Source organism: Burkholderia sp. MSMB0856, from assembly GCF_001524645.2.
Lineage (GTDB): Bacteria > Pseudomonadota > Gammaproteobacteria > Burkholderiales > Burkholderiaceae > Burkholderia > Burkholderia diffusa.
The window spans coordinates 577,459-600,703 of record NZ_CP013428.1; the positions used below are offsets into that span (position 1 = coordinate 577,459).

Here is a 23,245-nt window from a genome sequence, read left to right on the forward strand (position 1 = left end):
TGAACAGGGGCGGCGCGAAGGTTGGGGCGCCGGGTCGGCTGGGAGGGGAGATGGGCGGCCGGCGGCGTGCGCCGGCCGAGTCTGCGTCAGCGGCCCGACTCAACGGCCCGACGCGGGCGTCGCGGCTCCCGGTTCCTGCACGCCGAAGCAGCCGCGATAGGTCGCGTAGAACGAGCAGTACATCATCGTGACGATGATGATCGTCACCGGCATCATGATCGTCAGCACGTAGGCGCCGGCGCCGAGCGCCTGCAGCAGCAGCGACAGGCCGAACGACGTGCCGAGCGCGACGCCGAACCACAGCAGCCCGTACACCACGAATGCGCCGCGATTGCGCCAGCAACTGACGATGCTGAAGAACAGCGCCTTGGCGGGCGGGATGTCGTGCCATGCGGTGAGCACCGGCGCGAACCAGAACAGCATCGCGACCGGCGCGTAGAGCAGCGTCGCCAGCAGCAGCGCGCCGAGCGTGCCTTGCGCGGCAAGCGCTTCCGGCGTCGGACTCGTTTCGCTCGTCGCGCCCAGCATCATGGTGAGCAGCCCGCCGCCGTCCACGACGGACGATGCGGCGAACACCAGCACCATCAGCGCGACGTAGACCACGCCGAGCACGAGCAGCCGCTGCGTCGTCACGGTGCCGTACGAGCGGAAGCCGTCGATGAGGATCGTCGGCATCACCGGCTTGCCGGCCACCGTGTCGCGGCACGCGGCCATGAAGCCGACGGCGATGCCGGGGATGAACAGCAGCGGCAGCGCCGCGCCGATGACCGGCACCATCGACACCAGCGTGATCGCCAGCAGGTACGTGAAAAACAGCGTGATGAACGCGAGCGGGTTCCGGCGGAACAGCCAGATGCCTTGACGGAACCAGACATAGCCCGCTTTCGCGGGCACTTCGATCAGTTGCATGCGGTATGGGTCTCAGGAAGCGCGGGCGTGTGGGCGATACGCTCACGCAGGATGCGTTCGAAATGACCGGGGTCGTGCGGTTTGAGCATTTCAGCCGCGCGCGGCAGGTAGAAATCGTACAGGCGCGACACCCAGAAGCGGTACGCGCCCGCGCGCAGCATGTTGCTCCAGTGGCGGCGCTCCTCGGCCGTGAACGGCCGGACCGTCTGGTACGCGCGCAGCAGCGCATCCGCGCGCGCGACGTCGAGCACGCCCGTCGCGAGGTCGACGCACCAGTCGTTGACGGTCACCGCGACGTCGAACAGCCATTTGTCGCAGCCCGCGAAATAGAAATCGAAGAAGCCGCCGAGCCGGACGTCATGACCGGTGCCGGGCGCCGCGTGCGCGAACAGCACGTTGTCGCGGAACAGGTCGCAGTGACACGGGCCGCTCGGCAGCGCCGCGTAGTCGTCCGACGAGAAGAACGCGGCCTGATGCGCGAGTTCGTCTTCGAGCAGCGTGCGCTGCGCGTCGGAAATGAACGGGACGATCGCCGGCACGTTTTCCTGCCACCACGGCAGGCTGCGCAGGTTCGGCTGGTGGCGCGCATAGTCGCGCCCCGCCAGGTGCAGGCGCGCGAGCATCTGCCCGACCTCGATGCAGTGTTCGACCCCCGGTGCGAGTTCGGCCGCGCCGTCGAGCTTCGTGACGATCGCGGCCGGCTTGCCGTGCAGTTCGCCGAACAGCGCGCCGTCGTCGCGCGGGACCGGATCCGGCACCGGCACGCCGTGGCTGGCCAGATGGCGCATCAGATCGAGGTAGAACGGCAGCTGTTCCGCCGTCAGCTTTTCGAAGATCGTCAGGACGTATTCGCCGCGCGTCGTCGTCAGGAAGAAGTTGCTGTTTTCGATGCCGGACGGAATGCCGCGGAACGCCAGCACGTCGCCCAGTTCGTAGTGGCGCATCCATTGCGCGAGATCGGAGTCGGAAACAGCGGTGAAAACGGCCATGCGAGATGCGTCTGGTCAGTTGTCGGCACGCGCGCGGCGTGCGGCGCGACAGGAGGTGAAGGGAAAGCCGGCGCGCCGCGTCGGGATCGACGCGGCGCGGGGGGAAATCAGTAGCGGAGGTTCACCGACGGCAGGCGCGTGATCGGGACGCCCGCGTCGTGCGGCTTCGGCGACGTGTCGAGCGTCGAGCTCATCTGGTAGCGCGTGCCGAAGTTCGACTTCACGTCGATCTCGACCGGCTTGCCGCGATCGCGATACTCGGTGACCTCGGTGCCGTTCTTGCTCTTTTCATGGAAGCTCGGCGTGCGGCGAATGTCGGCGAAGTCGACTTTCGACGTGACTTCGGCGCCCGGCCGGTTGATCTTGCGGAGATCGGGCAGGCCGGCGGCTTCGTTGGCCTCGGCCCGGGCCTGCGCGTCGGCGTCGGGCGTGCCGCCGGCGGCGTAGGCGGCGCCGGCGGCGGCAAACGTGCCAGCGAGCACGGCGGCAGCGGCGACGAGAATGAGCGGCTTCATGATGAGTCTCCAGTGAACCTTCCGATTTTAGCAAATACTGCGCGCGGCCCGGCCCTCGCGTGCAAGCGGGCGGCCATGAGCGTGACCGGGTTCCGTGGTAATGTCGTTTGATCAGACGAGGTGATGAAAATGAAGAACGATTTGAGCCGCCGGCATCGGGTGCTGACGCCCGAGAGCCCGCCCGTCGAAGCATTCGACGATTCCGTTGCCGCCGTCGCGCGGCTGTCGGCCATCTACGACACCAATACGGGCTTCCTGCGCGACGCCTTCGCGCGTTATCGCCGCCATGAATCGATCACCGAGCACGTGCGCGCGTGCTATCCGTTCGTGCGGATTCGCACCGACGTCAACACGCACGTCGATTCGCGCCGTTCATACGGTTTCGTCGCGGGCCCCGGCGTGTTCGAGACGACCGTCACGCGTCCCGACCTGTTCGCGAACTACTATCGCGAGCAACTGCGCCTGCTGTCGAAGAACCACCATGTGAAGATCGAGATCGGCGTGTCGTCGCAGCCGATTCCGGTTCACTTCGCGTTTCCCGAAGGCATCCACCTCGAAGGCGAGCTCGATCGCGACCGCCTGCTCGCGATGCGCGACATCTTCGATACGCCCGACCTGTCGTACCTCGACGACCGCATCGTCAACGGCACGTTCGAGCCGGCACCCGGCGAGCCGCATCCGCTCGCGCTGTTCACCGCCGCGCGCGTCGACTTCTCGCTGCATCGGCTGCGTCACTACACGGCGACGTCGCCCACGCACTTCCAGAATTACGTGCTCTACACGAACTATCAGTTCTACATCGACGAGTTCGTGAAGCTCGGCCGCGCGATGATGACGGAAAGCACCGATCCGGACGTGCGCGCGTACCGCAGCCAGTACAGTTCGTTCGTCGAGCCGGGCGACGTCATCACGTACAACGCGAACCTCGGCAGCGAGCCGGCCGAGGGCGCCGCGCCGCCGCGGCTGCCGCAGATGCCCGCGTATCACCTGAAGCGCGCGGACGGCAGCGGGATCACGATGGTCAACATCGGTGTCGGTCCGTCGAACGCGAAGACGATCACCGATCACATCGCGGTGCTGCGTCCGCATGCCTGGGTGATGCTCGGCCACTGCGCGGGCCTGCGCAACACGCAGCGCCTCGGCGACTACGTGCTCGCGCACGGTTACGTGCGCGAGGATCACGTGCTGGATGCGGACCTGCCGCTGTGGGTGCCGATCCCGGCGCTCGCCGAAGTGCAGCTCGCGCTCGAGCGCGGCGTGGCCGAGGTCACGCGTCTGGAGGGAGCCGAACTGAAGCGCGTGATGCGCACGGGCACGGTCGCAAGCGTCGACAACCGCAACTGGGAACTGCGCGATCACCGCGAGCCCGTGCAGCGGCTGTCGCAGAGCCGCGCGATTGCGCTCGACATGGAAAGCGCGACGATCGCCGCTAACGGTTTCCGTTTCCGCGTACCGTACGGAACGCTGCTGTGCGTATCGGACAAGCCGCTGCACGGCGAGCTGAAGCTGCCGGGCATGGCCGACACGTTCTATCGCGGCCAGGTCGACCAGCATCTGCAGATCGGCGTGAAGGCGATGGAGATTCTGCGCACGAACGGGCTCGACAAGCTTCATAGCCGGAAACTTCGGAGCTTCGCGGAAGTGGCGTTTCAGTGAGGTGAACGCCGCGCAAGCCGCGGGCGTAACGACAAAGGCCGCACGCGAACTTTCGTTCACGTGCGGCCTTGTTTTTTGTCCTGCAGTGCGCGGGCCCGATCGACCCCACACCTAGACGCTCAGCACTCGCCCTTCTTCGCGTGTCCCGGCGGGCAATGGTAGCCGCCGTGACCGCGATGGCGCTCATGATCTTCCCACTCACGACGCTCCCAGTAGCGGCGGCCGTCCCAGTAACGATCGCCGTGCCAGCCGATCACGACCGCCGGCGCCGGTGCGACCACGACAGGCGCGGGCGCGACGACGACAGGCGCGGGCGTGCCGATGTTGACGTCGACGTTGACGGCATGGGCGAGGCCGGACAGCGAAAGACCGAGGCCGGCGAAGGCGAGGGCGATCAGTGAGCGTTTCATGTTGTTTTCCGTGATGTCGTTGTCAAAGGCCGGCGCGACGCGATGGACGCGAGGGGGATCGTTCCACCGGGGGGACGCCACGCCGACGAGATGCAGTGTGCAGGCGCGGCGCGAAAAAGGCGAGACGGGTTTGTTACGGTGGATTGACGCCAGGCACGCCGGCCGGATCGACGACAGGCTGCATGATTTGACAATGACGGGCCGGGCATGGGAAGCGTCGACGGCATTGCGCGATGCAGGCTGCCCGGATTTGACATTCGGCGGCGCTCGGCCGCACGGCGGGATTAATACGGCGTTACAAAATGACGCGCGGCAGGTGGCGGAATTTCCGTGCCTGCCGCGCGGGAGACGGGATGCCGGCCGTGAGGCAGGCCATCGCACCGATCGAATTACAGATAGAACATGCGGTCTTCTTCGGGCCGCGGCGGATGGTCTTCGCCGTCCGCACCTTCTTCCTCGCCGCTGTCCTCGTAGAACGCGAGCACGGCGTCGAGCACCTGGTCGGGATCGTCGATCACCTGCATCAGATTCATGTCTTCCGGATTGATGAGGCCCATCGGAATCAGCTGGTCGCGGAACCATTGCAGCAGCCCCTGCCAGAACGCGCTACCGACGAGAATGATCGGCACGAGGCGCGACTTCTTCGTCTGGATCAGCGTGAGCACCTCGGACAACTCGTCGAGCGTGCCGAAGCCGCCCGGCATCACGATCACTGCGTCGGAGTTCTTCACGAACGTGACCTTGCGCGTGAAGAAGTGGCGGAAGCGCAGCGAGATGTCCTGGTAGTGGTTGCCCGCCTGCTCGTGCGGCAACTCGATGTTCAGGCCGACCGACGGCGCCTTGCCGGCGTGCGCACCCTTGTTCGCGGCTTCCATGATGCCGGGGCCGCCGCCTGAGATCACCGCGAAGCCGGCGTCGGACAGCTTGCGCGCAATCTGCACGGCCAGCTTGTAGTGCGGCGTGTCCGGTTTGAGACGGGCAGAACCGTAGATGCTGACGGCCGGGCGGATCTCCGACAGGTACTCGGTCGCCTCGATAAACTCTGCCATAATCGTGAACATCTGCCACGATGCGCGCGCCTTCTTGGCCGTCGCGCGTTCTTGATCTGCGAGCGAACGCAGACTCGGAATCACTTTTCTCTTGTTCATAATGCCTGAAGAACGAAATCTGGAAGGTAAGACCCTGCTATTGGTTGACGGTTCGAGCTATCTGTATCGGGCTTACCATGCGATGCCTGATTTGCGTGGCCCTGGCGGGGAGCCGACCGGAGCGCTCTACGGAATCATCAACATGCTGCGCCGTATGCGCAAGGAAGTCAGTGCAGAGTATAGCGCTTGCGTGTTCGATGCAAAGGGCAAGACGTTCCGCGACGACCTTTATGCCGACTATAAGGCAAACCGTCCGTCGATGCCGCCCGATCTTGCACTGCAGGTCGAGCCGATTCACGGTGCGGTCCGTGCGCTCGGCTGGCCGCTGCTCATGGTCGAGGGCGTCGAGGCCGACGACGTGATCGGCACGCTCGCGCGCGAAGCCGAGCGGCACGGGATGAACGTGATCGTGTCGACCGGCGACAAGGACCTCGCACAGCTCGTCACCGATCACGTCACGCTCGTCAACACGATGACCAACGAGACGCTCGATCGCGGCGGCGTGATCGAGAAGTTCGGCGTGCCGCCCGAGCGGATCATCGACTACCTCGCGCTGATCGGCGACACCGTCGACAACGTGCCCGGCGTCGAGAAGTGCGGGCCGAAGACGGCCGTGAAATGGCTGTCGCAATACGACAGCCTCGACGGCGTGATCGAACACGCGGGCGAGATCAAGGGCGTGGTCGGCGACAACCTGCGCCGCGCGCTCGACTTCCTGCCGCTCGGCCGCAAGCTCGTGACCGTCGACACGGCCTGCGATCTCGCACCGCATCTCGAATCGATCGAAGCGTCGCTGAAGAGCGACGGCGAAGCACGCGACCTGCTGCGCGACATCTTCGCGCGATACGGCTTCAAGACGTGGCTGCGCGAAGTCGACAGCGCGCCCGCCGAAGGCGGCGGCGCCGATGCGCCGGAAGGCGAGCCGGCGCAAGTGGTTGCGGCGGACATCGTCCGCGAATACGACACGATCCAGACCTGGGAACAGTTCGACGCATGGTTCGCGAAGATCGATGCGGCCGCACTGACCGCATTCGATACCGAGACCACCTCGCTCGATCCGATGACCGCGCGGCTCGTCGGCCTGTCGTTCTCGGTTGAGCCGGGCAAGGCCGCGTATCTTCCGGTCGCGCACCGCGGCCCCGACCTGCCCGAGCAGTTGCCGATCGACGACGTGCTCGCGCGCCTGAAGCCGTGGCTCGAATCGGCCGACCGCAAGAAGGTGGGCCAGCATCTGAAGTACGACGCGCAGGTGCTCGCGAACTACGACATCGCGCTGAACGGCATCGAGCACGACACGCTGCTCGAATCGTACGTGCTCGAATCGCACCGCACGCACGACATGGACAGCCTCGCGCTGCGCCATCTGGGTGTCAAGACGATCAAGTATGAAGACGTGGCCGGCAAGGGCGCGAAGCAGATCGGCTTCGACGAAGTGGCGCTCGAGCAGGCCGCGGCGTACGCCGCCGAAGATGCAGACATCACGTTGCAGCTTCATCATGCGCTGTACCCGCAGGTTGCGCGCGAACCGGGCCTCGAGCGCGTGTATCGCGAGATCGAGATGCCGGTGTCGCTCGTGCTGCGCAAGATGGAGCGCACCGGCGTGCTGATCGACGACGCACGCCTGCAGGCGCAAAGCAGCGAGATCGCGACGCGGCTCATCGAACTCGAGGGCCAAGCGTACGAACTGGCCGGCGGCGAATTCAATCTCGGCTCGCCGAAGCAGATCGGGCAGATCTTCTTCGAGAAGCTGCAGTTGCCGGTCGTGAAGAAGACGCCGAGCGGCGCCCCGTCGACCGACGAAGAAGTGCTGCAGAAGCTGGCCGAGGATTACCCGCTGCCGAAGCTGCTGCTCGAGCATCGCGGGCTGTCGAAGCTGAAGTCGACCTACACCGACAAGCTGCCGCGCATGGTGAATCCCGCAACGGGCCGCGTGCACACGAACTATGCGCAGGCCGTCGCGGTCACGGGCCGCCTCGCGTCGAACGATCCCAATCTTCAGAACATTCCGGTGCGCACGGCCGAGGGCCGGCGGATCCGCGAAGCGTTCATCGCGTCGCCGGGTCACTGCATCGTGTCGGCCGACTATTCGCAGATCGAACTGCGGATCATGGCGCACATTTCCGGCGACGCGTCGCTGCTGCGCGCGTTCGCGCAGGGCGAGGACATCCACCGCGCAACGGCCGCCGAGGTGTTCGGCGTGACGCCGCTGGAGGTCAACTCCGATCAGCGCCGGATCGCGAAGGTGATCAACTTCGGGCTGATCTACGGGATGAGCGCGTTCGGCCTCGCGTCGAACCTCGGCATCACGCGCGATGCGGCGAAGTTGTATATCGACCGCTATTTCGCGCGCTACCCGGGCGTCGCGCAGTACATGGAGGACACGCGCGCGGCGGCGAAGGAAAGGGGCTACGTCGAAACCGTTTTCGGCCGCCGCCTGTGGCTGCCGGAGATCAACGGCGGCAACGGCCCGCGCCGCCAGGCCGCTGAACGTGCGGCCATCAATGCACCGATGCAGGGCACGGCGGCCGACCTGATCAAGCTGTCGATGATCGCGGTGGACGACTGGCTCACGCGCGACCAGCTCGCATCGCGGATGATCATGCAGGTGCACGACGAACTGGTGCTCGAGGTGCCCGACGACGAACTGTCGCTCGTGCGCGAGAAACTGCCGGAAATGATGTGCGGTGTGGCGAAGCTGAAGGTGCCGCTGGTCGCTGAAGTGGGTGCCGGCGCGAACTGGGAAGAGGCACACTGACGCACCCCCGCGTGATTCCCGCGTCCCGCGGCATATTGTTGCAGGGATGCTGAATATCGAGATGGTTTGCTTGTGGTCAACGCGCAAGCTCCCGGACAATGCATGTCAGTCAGGTCATTGTCGCGGGGGCAGCGCGCCCCGCGTTCCGGGATCGGTGCGTCGAAGTGTTTCGAACTGCACATCGATGATGTCCGAACCGGTTAATCCAACGGGCGGCGCGAACGTATCGCGTCTGCATCGTTCGGCGGCAGCAGTTTCGAATCGCAAAGGGGGAATCGGATGCATCGGATCATCATCGTAGGCGGAGGCGCGGGCGGCCTGGAACTGGCGACGCGGCTCGGCGACCGTTACGGCGCGCGCGGCAATCGTCCCGCGCGTGCGCTCGTCACGCTCGTCGACCGCAATCCGACCCACATCTGGAAGCCATTACTGCACGAGGTCGCGGCCGGCAGTATGGACCCGTTCACGCAGGAACTCGAATACGCGGCCCAGGCGCGCTGGCATGGCTTCGAGTTTCAGCAGGGCGAACTGACCGCGCTCGATCGCGCGGCGAAGCGCATCACGCTGTCGCCCGTCAACGACAGCGACGGCGCGGAACTGCTGCCTGCGCGCGACCTGGAATATGACACGCTCGTGATCGCGATCGGCAGCACGACGCATTTCTTCGGCGTGCAGGGCGCGGCTGAAAACGCGATTGCGCTCGATACGGTCGGCGAGGCCGAGCGCTTCCGCAAGCGCCTGATCGCCGCGTGCATGCGCGCCGAGCACCAGGCGCCGGCGCAGCCCGCGCCGGGAGCGGCGGACGAGCCGCGCATCCAGGTGGTGATCGTCGGCGGCGGCGCGACGGGCGTCGAGCTGTCCGCCGAGCTGCGCAACACTGCGCAGGTGCTGTCCGTCTATGGGCTGCACAAGCTCGACCCGCAGCACGACGTCGGCATCGTGCTGATCGAATCGGGGCCGCGGATTCTGCCTGCGCTGCAGGAGCGCGTCTCGACCGCAACGGCCGAGCTGCTCGAAAAGCTCGGCGTGCGCTTGATGCTTGCCGAGCGCGTGACCGAGGTCGCGCCGGGTTTCGTGCATACGGCGAGCGGCAAGTCGGTGCGCGCGGATCTCACGGTCTGGGCGGCCGGCATCAAGGCACCGTCCGTGCTGTCGAATCTTGACGGCCTGCAGGTCAACAAGCTCGGCCAGCTCGACGTGCGCCGCACACTGCAGACCTTCACCGACGACAACGTCTTCGCACTCGGCGATTGCGCGGCATGCGTATGGCCCGGCAACGAGCGCAACGTGCCGCCGCGCGCGCAGGCCGCGCACCAGCAGGCGAGCTTTCTGCTGAAGGCGATCGGCTGCCGGCTCGACGGACGTCAGCTGCCCGAGTTCACGTATCGCGATTTCGGTTCGCTCGTGTCGCTCGGCCATTTCAGCGCGGTCGGCAACCTGATGGGCGGGCTGATCGGCGGCAACATGCTGATCGAAGGGCTGTTCGCACGCTTCATGTATATGTCGCTGTACCGCCTGCACATCGCGGCGCTGCACGGCTATCCGCGCATGGTGCTCGATACGTTCGCGCACTGGCTGCGTCGCACGACGCTGCCGCGCGTCAAGCTGCACTGACCGCACGGTTCGTGCACCGACGGGCGGGGATTCCTGCCCGTTGTCGTTTCAGGTGCGGTTGACCGCGGATTTGCGCACCGGGCCTGTTCATTGCGCGTCATTTCGACTCAATCCACGGAGATTCGCGCGCGCGCCGGCGCTCGCCGCATCGTGCCGCGCATGGACTTGCCGGGCCGGGTTGCCGCGGTTATCGATACCGTTGGGTGCTACGGCATTGCGTCGTCGTAATCGAGTCTTACACATCTGACAGTTGACGCGACAACGGATTATTGGGCATCTTGTCCGGGTTTCCGCTTGCGGCGGGGTGCCAACCGCCGCGACATCCGCGCCGTCCGCCGGCGTGGTGCCGGGGCGAGTCCCTGGCCGTGACGGCGGCGCCCAATCGAGGAGTGCATTCATGTTGAAACCCGAAGTCGACAGCCTGGTTCCCCACGTTCCGTTCTCGCGCCGCAAGTTCATGCAGGCCGCGCTGGGCGGCACCTTCGCGGCGGCCGTGTTGCCCGTGTCGGCGCAGACCATCACGACCGACAGCAGCGGGCTGGACGTCGACACCATCGAGATCCGCTCGGGCGACGCGAGCATCCCTGCGTATCGCGCGCAGCCGGTCGACAAGACGAACCTGCCGGTCGTCATCGTGATCCACGAGATCTTCGGCGTGCATGCGCATATCGCCGACGTCTGCCGTCGCTTCGCGAAGCTCGGCTATCTGGCGATCGCGGCCGACCTGTTCGCGCGCCAGGGCAATGCATCGAAGTATCCGACGATGAAGGAACTGTTCGACAACATCATCAGCAAGGTGCCCGACCGGCAGGTCACCGAGGATCTCGATGCGACCGTCGCATGGGCCGGCAAGAACGGCGGCGACCTGTCGCGTCTCGGCGTGACGGGGTTCTGCTGGGGCGGCCGCCAGGCGTGGCTGTACGCGGAGCACAATCCGCACGTGCGGGCGGCCGTCGCATGGTACGGGTTCGTCGAGGGCACGACCGACGAGATGACGCCGTTCAATCCGGTCGATCATGCGTCGTTGCTGAAGGTGCCCGTGCTCGGGCTGTACGGCGAGAAGGACACGAACATCACGCAGGCATCGCTCGCGGACATGCGCAAGGCGATCCAGACGAGCGACTCGAAGCTCGCGCGCCAATCGGAGATCGTCGTGTATCCGGATGCGGGTCACGCGTTCTTCGCCGATTATCGGCCGAGTTACGTGAAGGGCGATGCCGAGGACGGCTGGAAGCGCGCGATCGAGTGGTTCCACAAGTACGGCGTGATGTAAACGAAGCAGCGGCGGCAGATGCCGCCGCCTTGTCGTCGCGCCACGCAGGTGCTTATGGGTTCGGGCCGGTCGCGATCGGTCGCGACGGATCGGCGCTCCATTCGCTCCACGAGCCCGGATACAGCGACGCGCCATGCAACCCCGCGATTTCGAGCGCGAGCGCGTTGTGGCATGCGGTCACGCCGGACCCGCATTGCAGAATCACGCTGTTCGGTTCGGTGCCGGCGAGCAGCGTGGTGAACGTCTCGCGCAGCTCATGACCGGTCTTGAAGCGGCCGTCGGCGGCCAGGTTGTCCTTGAAGAACCGGTTGCGTGCGCCGGGAATGTGGCCGCCGACACGATCGATCGTTTCGTTTTCGCCGCGATAGCGATCCGGTGCGCGCGCATCGATCACGACGCGCTTGGCCGACGTCACGTTCGCGAGCACGGCCGCCGCGTCGACTGTCGATTCGAGCGGGGTCGTCGCGCGGAAGTCGCCGGCGGCCGGGTGCGGCACGTCGGCGGTCAGCGGCTGGCCGGCCGCTTCCCATGCCTGCAGGTCGCCGTCGAGCACCGCGACGGAATCGTGCCCGAGCCAGCGCAGCAGCCACCATAGCCGCGCCGCATAGGCGCCGCCTTGTGCGTCATAGGCGATGACCTGCTGGCCCTGCTTGACGCCGCGGCTGGCGATCAGCGTCGCGAATGCGTCGCGGGTCGGCAGCGGATGGCGGCCGTTGGTGCCGGTCTTGCGGCCGGACAGGTCGCGGTCGAGATGGAGATACTGCGCGCCGGGAATATGGCCGGTCGCATAGGCGGCTTCGCCCGCGCCCGGATCGACGAGATCGAAGCGGCAGTCGAACACGGCGACGCTGCCCGGCGCCGCGGCCAGCCGCTCGGCGAGATTGGCTGCGGAGATGAGCGTGGTGTAGTGGGTATGTGGCATGACGGCTCCCTGGAGTGCAAACGGCCTGATACTCCAAGTCTAAACAAAAAAAGACGGGCCGAAACCCGTCTTTTCATATGCCGAATGCCATGCGGCGCCGGCGCGCCGCGCGCGGTCAGATGTCGCCGAGGTGGCGGCGCAGGAACTCGTGGAAGTGCTGCATGCCGTCTTCCATCGGGCTCTGGTACGGGCCGACCTGCGATTCGCCGCGCGCCATCAGTGCGCGACGGCCTGCGTCCATCCGCATCGCGATTTCGTCGTCTTCGACGGCCGTCTCCATATAGGCGGCGCGCTCGGCCTCGACGAACTCGCGCTCGAACAGTGCGATTTCCTCGGGGTAATAGAACTCGACGATGTTGGTCGTCTTCTGCGGGCCGCGCGGAATCAGCCACGACACGACGAGCACGTGCGGATACCACTCGATCATCAGGCCCGGGTAGTAGACCATCCAGATCGCGCCGAACTCCGGCGGCACGCCGTTGCGGAACTTGAGCACCTGCTCGTGCCACTTCTGGTAGGTCGCGCTGCCCGGTTTCGCGAGAGCGTTGTGCACGCCGACCGTCTGCACGCTGTACCAGTCGCCGAACTCCCATTTGAGATCGTCGCACGACACGAAGCTGCCGAGGCCCGGGTGGAACGGAACGACGTGATAATCCTCGAGGTAGACCTCGATGAACGTCTTCCAGTTGTAGTCGCACTCGTGCACTTCGACGTGATCGAAGTGATACTCGGAGAAGTCGAAGTGATGCTTCGTGCCGAGGTTCGCGAGATCGCGCGCGACGTTGCGGCCTTCGGCCTCGAACAGCAACCCCTGCCAGTTCTGCAGCGGGCTCTTGCCGAGGTTCAGGCACGGCTTGTCGGGGAAGTGCGGCGCGCCGAGCAGCTGGCCTTCCAGATCGTACGTCCAGCGGTGCAGCGGACACACGATGTTCTGCGTATGGCCGCGCCCGTTCAGCATGATCGCCTGCCGGTGACGGCACACGTTCGACAGCAGTTCGATCTGGTTCGCCGGGTTGCGGACCAGCACGCGGCCTTCCTTTTCGGACGGCAGCGCAAAATAATCCCCCGCCTCGGGCACCATCAATTCGTGCCCGACGTAACGAGGTCCTTTCTTGAAGAGGGTTTCGATCTCGCGCTCAAGGAGCGCCTCATCGAAATATGCAGTGACTGGAAGCTGGCTGTGAGCCGACTTCAACTGAAGCGCATCGCTCAGATTGGACATTCCCACTCCCGGTGTTAGCGTGAAAGCAGTGAACAACCCAACCATCGAAAAATCGATTTAGGGAAACGCGGAATTATACCCGGTTCGCCTCGCAAGGCTAGGATTAAGTGCCTGATTTGTGTCAATTTTTTGTCGGCAGGCAATCCGGGTGCGCACCCCGTGTGTCGAAGATGGGGCCGGAAGATGTGCCGGGCTGCCCACGTCGGCAGATCGGAGAATTCTCTTTTGCCGTAGAATGTCCGACTTGTTTTGAAATTTGACACCCTCGTCCATGGCGAAAACCGCATCCCCAGGCGCCACGCCGCCCGGCAATGGCACCGAACCGTTGCCGGACAATTATGAGATGGCGCTCGCGGAACTCGAGACGCTGGTTGCCCGGATGGAAGGCGGCGCGTTGAGCCTCGAGGATTCACTGGCGGCGTATCGCCGCGGTGCGACCCTCGTTGCGTTTTGCCAACAGCAGCTCGAGAAAGTGGAGCAGCAGGTTCGCGTGCTCGACGGCGCGACGCTGAAGCCGCTTTCGTCCGGAACGGCCGCCACGGACGGCGAAGACGACGATCTATGACATTCGAACAATGGATGCGGTCCGTGCTCGACCGTGTCGAGGACGCACTCGGCCACTATTTGCCGGCTGATAATGTAGTGCCCACGCAACTTCACGAGGCGATGCGCTACGCGGTCCTCGGCGGCGGCAAACGCGTTCGCCCGCTGCTGTGCCATGCAGCAGGCGAACTGACCGGCGCGACCGAAGCGGCACGCAACGCAGCGGCGGCGGCGCTGGAGATGATCCACGTTTACTCGCTCGTGCACGACGACATGCCGTGCATGGACGACGACGCGCTGCGACGCGGCAAGCCGACCGTGCACGTGCAGTACGACGAGCCGACGGCCCTGCTGGTCGGCGATGCGCTGCAGTCGCAGGCATTCGTCGCGCTGACCGACGCCGCGGCACTGACTCCGGTGCAGCAGGCTGCGCTCGTGCGCGAGCTGGCGCTGGCGAGCGGCTCGATCGGCATGGCCGGCGGGCAAGCGATCGACCTGGCGAGCGTCGGCCTCAAGCTGACGCGCGAACAGCTCGAGACGATGCACCGGATGAAGACGGGCGCGCTGCTGCGTGCCGCCGTGCGGATGGGCGCGCTGGCCGGCGACACGCCGTCGGCGGAGGCGATGGCCGCGCTCGACGTTTACGCGGGTGCCGTGGGCCTGGCCTTCCAGGTCGTCGACGACATTCTCGACGTCACGACCGATTCGGCGACGCTCGGCAAGACGGCCGGCAAGGATGCGGCGAACGACAAGCCGACGTACGTATCGATCCTCGGCCTCGACGCATCGCGTGAGCTCGCGGCCCAGCTGCGCGCCGAAGCGCACGATGCGCTGAAACCGTTCGGCGCACGCGCACAGCGTCTCGCCGAACTTGCCGACCTGGTGGTGAACCGGGTCAGCTGACGCGAAGCCCGCCGCTGCGCACACGCTACGGTGCGTGCAATAGAATGCGGGCGCGTTTGATTTCCTACAATGGAACGACGATGTACGACTTGCTGAAAACCATCGACGACCCGGCGGATCTGCGCCGCCTCGATCGTCGCCAACTCCAACCGCTCGCGGATGAACTGCGCGCGTTCGTGCTCGACAGCGTGTCGAAGACGGGCGGCCATCTGTCGTCCAACCTCGGGACGGTCGAGCTGACGATCGCGTTGCACTACGTGTTCAACACGCCGAACGACCGGATCGTCTGGGACGTGGGTCATCAGACCTACCCGCACAAGATCCTGACGGGCCGCCGCGACCAGATGCATTCGCTGCGCCAGTACGACGGCATCTCGGGTTTCCCGCGCCGCAGCGAGTCCGAATACGACACGTTCGGCACCGCGCACTCGAGCACGTCGATCTCGGCGGCGCTCGGGATGGCGATCGGCAGCCAGCTGAACGGCGACGACCGCTTCTCGATCGCGGTGATCGGCGACGGCGCGATGACGGCCGGCATGGCGTTCGAGGCGATGAACAACGCGGGCGTGTCGGAGGATGCGAAGCTGCTCGTGATCCTCAACGACAACGACATGTCGATTTCGCCGCCGGTCGGCGCGCTGAACCGCCATCTCGCACGCCTGATGTCGGGCCGCTTTTACGCGGCCGCGCGCGCAGGCGTCGAGCGCGTGCTGAGCGTCGCGCCGCCGGTGCTCGAACTCGCGCGCAAGCTCGAGGAGCACGCGAAGGGTATGGTCGTGCCGGCCACGTTGTTCGAAGAGTTCGGCTTCAACTACATCGGCCCGATCGACGGTCACGATCTCGATTCGCTGATCCCGACGCTGCAGAACATCCGCGAACTGCGCGGCCCGCAATTCCTGCACGTGGTGACGAAGAAAGGCCAGGGCTACAAGCTCGCCGAAGCCGATCCCGTGCTCTACCACGGCCCCGGCAAGTTCAACCCGGCAGAAGGCATCAAGCCGTCGACCACGCCCGCGAAGAAGACGTACACGCAGGTGTTCGGCGAATGGCTGTGCGATGAAGCCGAGCGCGATTCGCGCGTCGTCGGCATCACGCCCGCGATGCGCGAAGGCTCGGGCATGGTCGAGTTCGAGAAGCGCTTCAAGGATCGCTATTACGACGTCGGCATCGCCGAGCAGCACGCGGTGACGTTCGCGGGCGGCCTCGCGACCGAAGGGCTGAAGCCCGTCGTCGCGATCTACTCGACGTTCCTGCAGCGTGCGTACGACCAGTTGATCCACGACGTCGCGCTGCAGAACCTGCCGGTCGTGTTCGCGATCGACCGCGCGGGCCTCGTCGGCGCGGACGGTGCGACGCACGCGGGCGCGTACGATCTCGCATTCATGCGCTGCATTCCGAACATGACGATCATGGCAGCGTCCGACGAGAACGAGTGCCGCCAGATGCTGCACACGGCGCTTCAGCAACCGAACCCGACCGCGGTGCGTTATCCGCGCGGCGCGGGCACGGGCGTGGCGACGGTGAAGGAGTTCACCGAAATCCCGCTCGGCAAGGGCGAAGTGCGTCGCCGCACGTCGCAGCCGGAAGGCAAGCGCGTTGCGATTCTCGCGTTCGGCACGATGGTCGCACCGTCGCTCGTGGCGGGCGAGGAGCTCGATGCAACGGTCGCGAACATGCGCTTCGTGAAGCCGGTCGATGCGGCGCTTGTGCGTGAACTCGCCGAGACGCACGATTACCTCGTCACGGTCGAGGAAGGCTGCGTGATGGGCGGTGCGGGCTCGGCCTGCGTCGAAGCCCTGATGGACAGTGGGGTTATCCGACCCGTAATACAATTGGGCCTCCCTGACCAGTTCATCGATCACGGCGATCCGGCGAAGCTGCTGTCGCAATGCGGCCTCGACGGCGCGGGCATCGCGAAGTCGATTCGCGAACGCTTCCTGAGCCCGGCGGCCGATGTCGCCGGTCAGGCGAAGCGCGTCGCATAAGCTGGCGCCGCCTGCGGGCGGCGTCGGTGCGACTGGTGCAACCGGTCTACATTGATGCGGAAAACATGGGCCTGCGGGCCCATGTTGCTTTTCCGGCTGCCGCATGACGCGGCGTGCGCGTCGTCGGACGCGCGGCTTACAAGGATTGAACAAGATGAACCAGATGAATCCCGCCTTCGTGATGCCCGACGTGCAGAGCACGGTGGATACCCGCCAGATTCCGATTCAGCGCGTGGGCGTGAAGGCGGTCCGGCATCCGTTGACGGTGTGCACCGAGAGCGGCGACGTGCAGCCGACCGTCGGCGTCTGGAATCTCGACGTGCGCCTGCCTGCCGATCAGAAGGGCACGCACATGTCGCGCTTCGTCGCGCTGCTCGAGGAGAATCGTGCGCCGCTGACGGTCGAGCGCTTCCGTGCGATGCTCGCGTCGATGCTCGAGAAGCTGGAAGCTGAGGCCGGCCGCATCGAGGTCACGTTCCCGTACTTCGTGAACAAGACGGCGCCGGTGTCGGGCGTGCAGAGCCTGCTCGACTATGAAGTGACGCTCGCGGGCGAGAGCCGCAACGGCGAAGCGCGCCTGTTCCTGAAGGTGCTCGTGCCGGTGACGAGCCTGTGCCCGTGCTCGAAGAAAATTTCGCAGTACGGCGCGCACAACCAGCGCTCGCACGTGACGATCGACGCCGAGCTCGCGGCCGACCTGCCGGTCGAGGCGCTGATCCGCATCGCGGAAGAAGAGGCGTCGTGCGAGCTGTGGGGCTTGCTGAAGCGTCCGGACGAGAAGTTCGTCACGGAGCGTGCGTACGAAAACCCGAAGTTCGTCGAGGATCTGGTGCGCGACGTCGCGCAGCGTCTCGATGCGGACGAGCGCGTGGTCGCCTACGTGCTCGAAGCCGAGAACTTCGAGTCGATCCACAATCACAGCGCGTATGCGCTGATCGAGCGCGACAAGCGGCACGCCGCGTAACGTTGTGTCGCTGCGGCGTTTTGCCGCTGCAACGGAGAAGGCCGCTCGATCGAGCGGCCTTTGTGTTTTGGCTGGCGTATTCCGAAACGTGCCAGTGCGTCGTGCGAATCAGCGTGCGAGCGACGCGAGATCCCAGCGCGGTTTCACCGTGAACGCGTAGTCGGCGTTCGCCTGCTCGGGCCAGCGGCCGAGCCGCAACGCGCCGGCGAGCGCGATCATCGCGCCGTTGTCGGTGCAGAGCGCGAGATCCGGATAGTGCACGTCGAAGCCGCGCTTGGCCGCGGCGGCCGACAGCGCCGCGCGCAACTGGCGGTTCGCGCCGACGCCGCCCGCGACGACGAGGCGCTTGAGCTTCGTCTTCTTGAGTGCGGCGAGCGACTTCGCGACGAGCACGTCGACGGCCGCGTCGACGAAGCCGCGCGCGAGATCGGCCTTCGCGCGTTCGAGCGCTTCGCCTTCGAGTTTTGCCGCCTCGAACTTCTTCATCTGCGTGAGCACGGCCGTCTTCAGGCCGCTGAAGCTGAAGTCGAGGTCGCCCGAATGGAGCATCGGACGCGGCAGCACGACGGCGCCCGGCGTGCCCGTTTCCGCGAGCTTCGACACTTCCGGGCCGCCCGGGTAGCCGAGGCCGATCAGCTTCGCCGTTTTGTCGAAGGCTTCGCCGGCCGCGTCGTCGAGCGTCTCGCCGAGCGTCTCGTACACGCCGACATCGGTCACGCGCATCAGCTGCGTGTGGCCGCCCGACACCAGCAGCGCGATGAATGGGAACGGTGGCGGCTCGTCGACGAGCAATGGGGACAGCAGATGGCCTTCGAGGTGATGGATGCCGACGGTCGGCTTGTTCCATGCCAGCGCGAGCGCGTTCGCGATGCTCGCGCCGACCAGCAGCGCGCCGGCGAGGCCGGGGCCTTGCGTGAATGCGATCGCGTCGATGTCCTCGCGGCGCGTGCCGCTTTGCGCCATGACTTCCTCCAGCAGCGGCAGCGCGCGGCGGATGTGGTCGCGCGATGCGAGCTCGGGCACGACGCCGCCGTATTCGCGGTGCATCGCGATCTGCGAATGAAGCGCGTGCGCGAGCAGGCCGCGCTGCGTGTCGTAGAGCGCGAGGCCGGTTTCGTCGCAGGAGCTTTCGATGCCGAGAACGAGCATGGTAGAGGCGGGGCGAGCTGCGTCGAGCGCGCCGCAGGAAGGTAAACGTAACCGCAAATTATAGCAGGCGAGGGCCTGCCGCCGCCGGGGCGCGGCCCGGGTGCGCGGCCGGGCAGGTACAATCCGCGCCATGGAAACATATGACATCGCCGTGATCGGCGCGGGCGCCGCCGGGATGATGAGCGCCGCGGTCGCCGGGCAACTCGGCCGCCGCGTGGTGCTGATCGACCACGCGCCGCGGCTTGCCGAGAAAATCCGCATCTCGGGCGGCGGCCGCTGCAACTTCACGAATCTCTACGCGGGCCCCGACAACTACCTGTCGTCGAATCCGCATTTCGCGCGCTCGGCGCTTGCGCGCTATACGCCGCGCGACTTTCTCGGACTGCTCAAGCGTCATCACGTCACCTGGCACGAAAAGCACAAGGGGCAGCTCTTTTGCGATCACGGCAGCGACGCGGTCATCGACATGCTGAAGCACGAATGCGACGCGGGCGGCATTGCCTGGCGCCGGCCGGTGGTCGTCGACGCGGTGCGCCACGCGTCGGCCGATGGCTTCACGCTCGACACGCAGCAGGCGGGGCCGATCCGCGCACGCGCGCTGATCGTTGCCACTGGCGGCCTGTCGATCCCGAAGATCGGTGCGACCGACTTCGGCTACCGGCTCGCGAAGCAGTTCGGCCACAAGCTCGTCGATACGCGGCCCGCGCTCGTGCCGCTCACCTTCGCGCAGCAGGACTGGGAGCCGTTCGCGGCGCTGTCAGGCGTGTCGCTCGAAGTGCGTGTGTCGACCGGCGACAAGAAGCGCGGCGGCGAATTCGTCGAGGACCTGCTGCTGACCCATCGGGGCCTGTCGGGCCCCGGCATCCTGCAGATCTCCAGCTACTGGCAGTCCGGCGATCCGATCCGCATCGACCTGCTGCCGCAGCGCGACGCGGTGGCCGACCTGCTCGACGCGAAACGCACGTCGAAGCGCCAGATCGGCTCGCTGCTCGCGGACTGGGTGCCGTCGCGCCTCGCTCACGTCTGGCTCGACACGCACCGTGTCGCGGCCGATGCGCGGCTCGCGGACCTGCCCGACAAGACGTTGCGACAGATCGGCGAAGCGCTGTCCGGCTGGACGCTGACGCCGAACGGCACCGAGGGCTACAAGAAGGCCGAAGTGACGAAGGGCGGCGTCGATACGCGCGAACTGTCGTCGGCGACGATGATGAGCGCGCGGGTGCCGGGGCTGTTCTTCGTCGGCGAGGCGGTGGACGTGACGGGCTGGCTCGGCGGCTACAACTTCCAGTGGGCGTGGGCATCCGGCACGGCGGCCGGGCAGGCGGCGGCGGAGTTTGCGCGGAGCGCCTGACACGGCTGCGCGGGCCCGCCATTGACGGGACCCGGCCCTTATGTCTTTGCCTGGCGCTCTGCTATACTCGTAAATCTTCCCTGCAAACCTTTATTCGTGTCGGATCATGACGATCATTCGCGTTAAAGAAAACGAGCCGTTCGAAGTCGCCATGCGCCGCTTCAAGCGCACGATCGAGAAGAACGGTCTGCTGACCGAGCTTCGTGCGCGGGAGTTCTACGAGAAGCCGACCGCCGAGCGCAAGCGCAAGAAGGCTGCCGCGGTGAAGCGTCATTACAAGCGGATCCGCAGCCAGACGCTGCCGAAGAAGCTGTACTGAACGATTGAGCGCCGCACGATTCACTGAGCGGCGCACCGGCGACCTCCGCGCGATCGGCCTCGATCCGGGGCCGCGAGTCGCCGATGCCGGATTCGAGCAACCCGCTTGAGACTTAGTCCCAAGCGGGTTTTTGTGTTGACGCCCGTTCGCGGGCGTCGAAGTCACGTTTCCATCCCGGGTGCAAGATGAGTTTGAAAGAGCAGATCAGCGAAGACATGAAGGCCGCGATGCGCGCGAAGGAAAGCGAGCGTCTGGCGACGATTCGCCTGCTGATGGCCGCGATCAAGCAGCGCGAGGTCGACGATCGGGTCACCCTCGACGACGCGGGCATCACCGCGGTGATCGACAAGATGATCAAGCAGCGCAAGGACTCGATCAGCCAGTTCGAAGCCGCCGGCCGCGACGATCTCGTCGCGAAGGAACAAGCCGAACTGACCGTGCTGGGCGCATACATGCCCGCGCAGCTGTCGGACGCCGAAGTGGCTGCTGAAGTCCAGGCCGCGGTCGCGGCAACGGGCGCGGCTGGCCCGCAGGACATGGGCAAGGTGATGGGCGTGCTGAAGGGCAAGCTCGCCGGCCGCGCCGACATGACGGCCGTTTCCGCGCAGGTCAAGGCCGCGCTGTCGAAGTAAAACCCGCTTCCCGGCGCGCCGCATTCGCGTGCGCCGGGGCGTCGTATTGTCTTTTTTTCGCTCGATCCCACGGTGATTCCGCATTCGTTCCTGCAGGATTTGCTGAACCGCGTCGATATCGTCGACGTGGTGGGCCGGTACGTGCAGCTCAAGAAGGGCGGCGCCAACTTCATGGGGTTGTGCCCGTTCCACAACGAGAAGAGCCCGTCGTTTACCGTCAGCCCGACCAAGCAGTTCTATCATTGCTTCGGCTGCGGCGCGCACGGCACGGCGATCGGTTTCCTGATGGAACACGCGGGGCTCACGTTCCCGGAAGCCGTGCAGGAGCTCGCGCAATCGGTCGGGCTGACCGTGCCGCACGAACCGTCGATGCGCGGGGGTGGCGGGGGCGGTGCGGGTGGCGGCGACTATCCGGCGCCCGTGTCGAAATCGGTCGCGACCGCGCTGTCCGACGTGATGTCCGCCGCGTGCGACTACTACCGCAAGCAGTTGCGCGGCGCGACGGTCGCGATCCAGTATCTGAAGAACCGGGGCCTGACCGGCGAGATCGCCGCGCGCTTCGGGCTCGGTTATGCGCCGGACGGCTGGCAAAACCTCGAAACAGCGTTCCCGGACTACCGCGACGACTCGCTCGTCGAATCGGGCCTCGTGATCGTCAGCGAGAAAACCGATGCACAGGGCGTCGCGCGCCGCTACGACCGGTTCCGCGAGCGAATCATGTTCCCGATCCGCAACGTGAAGGGGCAGGTGATCGGGTTCGGCGGCCGCGTGCTCGGCAGCGGCGAGCCGAAGTATCTGAATTCGCCCGAAACGCCACTGTTCAATAAGGGCAGTGAGCTGTACGGGCTGTTCGAGGCGCGTCTCGCGATCCGCGAGCGCAAGTACGTGCTGGTTGTCGAAGGCTACATGGACGTCGTCGCGCTCGCGCAGCTCGGCTTCCCGAACGCGGTCGCGACGCTCGGCACGGCGTGCACGCCGATTCACGTGCAGAAGTTGCTGCGTCAGACCGACACGGTTATTTTCAGCTTCGACGGCGACTCGGCCGGCCGGCGTGCGGCGCGCCGCGCGCTCGAGGCGTGCCTGCCGCATGCGGCGGACAACCGGACGATCCGATTCCTTTTCCTGCCGTCCGAGCACGATCCGGACAGCTACGTACGCGAATTCGGCGCGGAAGCGTTTTCCGAGCAGGTCGAGCGCGCAATGCCGCTGTCACAATTTCTGTTGAACGAAGCAATTGCCGGCAAGGCGCTCGACCAGCCGGAAGGTCGAGCGAAGGCGCTGTTCGACGCGAAGCCGCTGCTGCAGGCGCTGCCGGCGAACGCGTTGCGCGCGCAGATCATGCACATGTTCGCCGACCGGCTCGATATCCCGTTCGAGGAAGTCGCGGGGCTGTCGGACGTCGATGCGCGCATCGCGGCGCCGGCGCGCCAGGCGCCCCCGCGCAGCGAACGGCGGCGTGTGACCGACAGCGAAAAGCGCGCGTTGCGTACGCTCGTGATGCATCCGCGGATCGCGTCGCAGCTCGACGACGAACAGCTTGCGACCCTGCGCGCGCTGCCGCGGATCGGCGAGCTGTTCGCCGAAGTCGTCGAGCATGCGCGTGCGCTGGGCGACGGCGCGGAGTTCCGGCTGCTGTCGGATGTCCTGCGGACGTCCTCGAACGGGGCGACTTACGAGGAAATCTTCCGCGAAATTCTGGACTATGATGAAAACGTCCGCGATTTGCTGTTACAGAATCCGGAAGACGAGACGGTGCCCGAGCGGCAGCGTGAACAGGAACGGATCGCGGGGGAGGAACTGCAGGCCGCGGTGCTCAAGATGCGCTATGACGCCTGCTGCGACCGGCTCGACCGGCTTGCGCGGCAGTCCACCTTCACACCCGAGGAACTGGCGGAATTGACGGAATTGAACCAGCAGCGAACCGACATGAAGCGTCGGCTCGGGCTGTAGGCGGTCGGGGCGCCAAGAGAGGGCGCCCCAGCGTGC

Annotated in this window: 20 protein-coding genes; 12 read left to right on the forward strand and 8 right to left on the reverse strand. The window is 66.0% G+C overall.

Annotated elements, in window-relative coordinates; genetic code table 11:
* Positions 1 to 99: 99 nt before the first annotated feature.
* From WS87_RS20265 to WS87_RS20275, 3 genes are all read right to left on the reverse strand, one after another.
* Positions 100 to 909 carry a BPSS1780 family membrane protein gene (locus WS87_RS20265; protein WP_059531507.1) on the reverse strand — a complete coding sequence of 270 codons (810 nt, stop codon included), beginning with the start codon at positions 907 to 909 and terminating at the stop codon, positions 100 to 102.
* Positions 900 to 1,898: a homoserine kinase gene (locus tag WS87_RS20270; RefSeq protein ID WP_059818764.1), complete on the reverse strand. Its 999-nt coding sequence runs from the start codon at positions 1,896 to 1,898 to the stop codon at positions 900 to 902. Before WS87_RS20270 ends, WS87_RS20265 begins: the two co-directional genes overlap by 10 nt.
* A 107-nt stretch (positions 1,899 to 2,005) precedes the next feature.
* The gene (locus WS87_RS20275) at positions 2,006 to 2,413 is read right to left on the reverse strand and encodes a hypothetical protein (RefSeq protein ID WP_059466512.1); all 408 of its coding nucleotides are present in this window, start codon (positions 2,411 to 2,413) and stop codon (positions 2,006 to 2,008) included.
* Positions 2,414 to 2,542: 129 nt separating this feature from the next.
* On the opposite strand from WS87_RS20275, the gene WS87_RS20280 reads away from it, so the two are divergent.
* Complete coding sequence (locus WS87_RS20280; RefSeq protein ID WP_059690185.1) at positions 2,543 to 4,069, forward strand: AMP nucleosidase; 1,527 nt, start codon at positions 2,543 to 2,545, stop codon at positions 4,067 to 4,069.
* 119 nt (positions 4,070 to 4,188) lie between these two features.
* On the opposite strand, the gene WS87_RS20285 is transcribed toward WS87_RS20280, so the two are convergent.
* On the reverse strand, positions 4,189 to 4,479 hold the full coding sequence (locus WS87_RS20285) for a hypothetical protein (RefSeq protein ID WP_059531502.1): 291 nt from the start codon (positions 4,477 to 4,479) through the stop codon (positions 4,189 to 4,191).
* A gap of 389 nt (positions 4,480 to 4,868) precedes the next feature.
* Entirely contained in the window at positions 4,869 to 5,627 is a 759-nt protein-coding gene (locus WS87_RS20290; RefSeq protein ID WP_059818765.1) for a TIGR00730 family Rossman fold protein, read from the reverse strand.
* Position 5,628: 1 nt separating this feature from the next.
* On the opposite strand from WS87_RS20290, the gene polA reads away from it, so the two are divergent.
* The 3 genes from polA to WS87_RS20305 all read left to right on the forward strand — a co-directional run bounded on the left by polA (position 5,629) and on the right by WS87_RS20305 (position 11,269).
* Positions 5,629 to 8,382 (forward strand): DNA polymerase I, encoded by a 2,754-nt coding sequence (gene polA / locus WS87_RS20295; RefSeq protein ID WP_059818766.1) that lies wholly within the window; start codon positions 5,629 to 5,631, stop codon positions 8,380 to 8,382.
* Between the two features lie 279 nt (positions 8,383 to 8,661).
* Complete coding sequence (locus WS87_RS20300; RefSeq protein WP_059531493.1) at positions 8,662 to 9,996, forward strand: NAD(P)/FAD-dependent oxidoreductase; 1,335 nt, start codon at positions 8,662 to 8,664, stop codon at positions 9,994 to 9,996.
* 397 nt (positions 9,997 to 10,393) lie between these two features.
* Positions 10,394 to 11,269, forward strand: a complete 876-nt coding sequence (locus WS87_RS20305) for a dienelactone hydrolase family protein (RefSeq protein WP_059818767.1) — start codon at positions 10,394 to 10,396, stop codon at positions 11,267 to 11,269.
* Between the two features lie 52 nt (positions 11,270 to 11,321).
* Here the strand turns inward: WS87_RS20305 and WS87_RS20310 are convergent, their stop codons facing one another.
* Together WS87_RS20310 and WS87_RS20315 are read right to left on the reverse strand one after the other, a co-directional pair.
* On the reverse strand, positions 11,322 to 12,191 hold the full coding sequence (locus WS87_RS20310) for a sulfurtransferase (RefSeq protein ID WP_059818768.1): 870 nt from the start codon (positions 12,189 to 12,191) through the stop codon (positions 11,322 to 11,324).
* A 115-nt stretch (positions 12,192 to 12,306) separates the two neighbouring features.
* Entirely contained in the window at positions 12,307 to 13,413 is a 1,107-nt protein-coding gene (locus WS87_RS20315; RefSeq protein WP_059689628.1) for an aromatic ring-hydroxylating oxygenase subunit alpha, read from the reverse strand.
* Between the two features lie 271 nt (positions 13,414 to 13,684).
* Between WS87_RS20315 and WS87_RS20320 the strand changes: the two genes are divergently transcribed.
* From WS87_RS20320 to folE2, 4 genes are all read left to right on the forward strand, one after another.
* A complete protein-coding gene (locus WS87_RS20320) occupies positions 13,685 to 13,978 on the forward strand; it encodes an exodeoxyribonuclease VII small subunit (RefSeq protein WP_006479428.1) in 294 nt (97 codons plus the stop codon).
* Positions 13,975 to 14,859: a polyprenyl synthetase family protein gene (locus WS87_RS20325; RefSeq protein ID WP_059678806.1), complete on the forward strand. Its 885-nt coding sequence runs from the start codon at positions 13,975 to 13,977 to the stop codon at positions 14,857 to 14,859. The genes WS87_RS20320 and WS87_RS20325 overlap by 4 nt, the downstream gene beginning before the upstream one ends.
* A gap of 80 nt (positions 14,860 to 14,939) precedes the next feature.
* Positions 14,940 to 16,844, forward strand: a complete 1,905-nt coding sequence (gene dxs / locus WS87_RS20330; RefSeq protein WP_059531480.1) for a 1-deoxy-D-xylulose-5-phosphate synthase — start codon at positions 14,940 to 14,942, stop codon at positions 16,842 to 16,844.
* 154 nt (positions 16,845 to 16,998) lie between these two features.
* Positions 16,999 to 17,808, forward strand: coding sequence for a GTP cyclohydrolase FolE2 (gene folE2 / locus WS87_RS20335; RefSeq protein WP_059819618.1), 810 nt, complete (start codon positions 16,999 to 17,001; stop codon positions 17,806 to 17,808).
* A 108-nt stretch (positions 17,809 to 17,916) separates the two neighbouring features.
* Here folE2 and tsaD read toward each other — a convergent pair whose 3' ends face one another.
* On the reverse strand, positions 17,917 to 18,957 hold the full coding sequence (gene tsaD / locus WS87_RS20340; RefSeq protein WP_059503574.1) for a tRNA (adenosine(37)-N6)-threonylcarbamoyltransferase complex transferase subunit TsaD: 1,041 nt from the start codon (positions 18,955 to 18,957) through the stop codon (positions 17,917 to 17,919).
* A 130-nt stretch (positions 18,958 to 19,087) separates the two neighbouring features.
* Here tsaD and WS87_RS20345 point away from each other — a divergent pair, with 130 nt between their 5' ends.
* The 4 genes from WS87_RS20345 to dnaG all read left to right on the forward strand — a co-directional run bounded on the left by WS87_RS20345 (position 19,088) and on the right by dnaG (position 23,209).
* The gene (locus tag WS87_RS20345) at positions 19,088 to 20,308 is read left to right on the forward strand and encodes an NAD(P)/FAD-dependent oxidoreductase (RefSeq protein ID WP_059818769.1); all 1,221 of its coding nucleotides are present in this window, start codon (positions 19,088 to 19,090) and stop codon (positions 20,306 to 20,308) included.
* A 106-nt stretch (positions 20,309 to 20,414) separates the two neighbouring features.
* On the forward strand, positions 20,415 to 20,627 hold the full coding sequence (gene rpsU / locus WS87_RS20350) for a 30S ribosomal protein S21 (RefSeq protein ID WP_006479415.1): 213 nt from the start codon (positions 20,415 to 20,417) through the stop codon (positions 20,625 to 20,627).
* Positions 20,628 to 20,812: 185 nt separating this feature from the next.
* A complete protein-coding gene (locus WS87_RS20355) occupies positions 20,813 to 21,259 on the forward strand; it encodes a GatB/YqeY domain-containing protein (protein ID WP_059524656.1) in 447 nt (148 codons plus the stop codon).
* 72 nt (positions 21,260 to 21,331) lie between these two features.
* The gene (gene dnaG, locus WS87_RS20360) at positions 21,332 to 23,209 is read left to right on the forward strand and encodes a DNA primase (RefSeq protein ID WP_059818770.1); all 1,878 of its coding nucleotides are present in this window, start codon (positions 21,332 to 21,334) and stop codon (positions 23,207 to 23,209) included.
* Positions 23,210 to 23,245 lie beyond the last annotated feature (36 nt).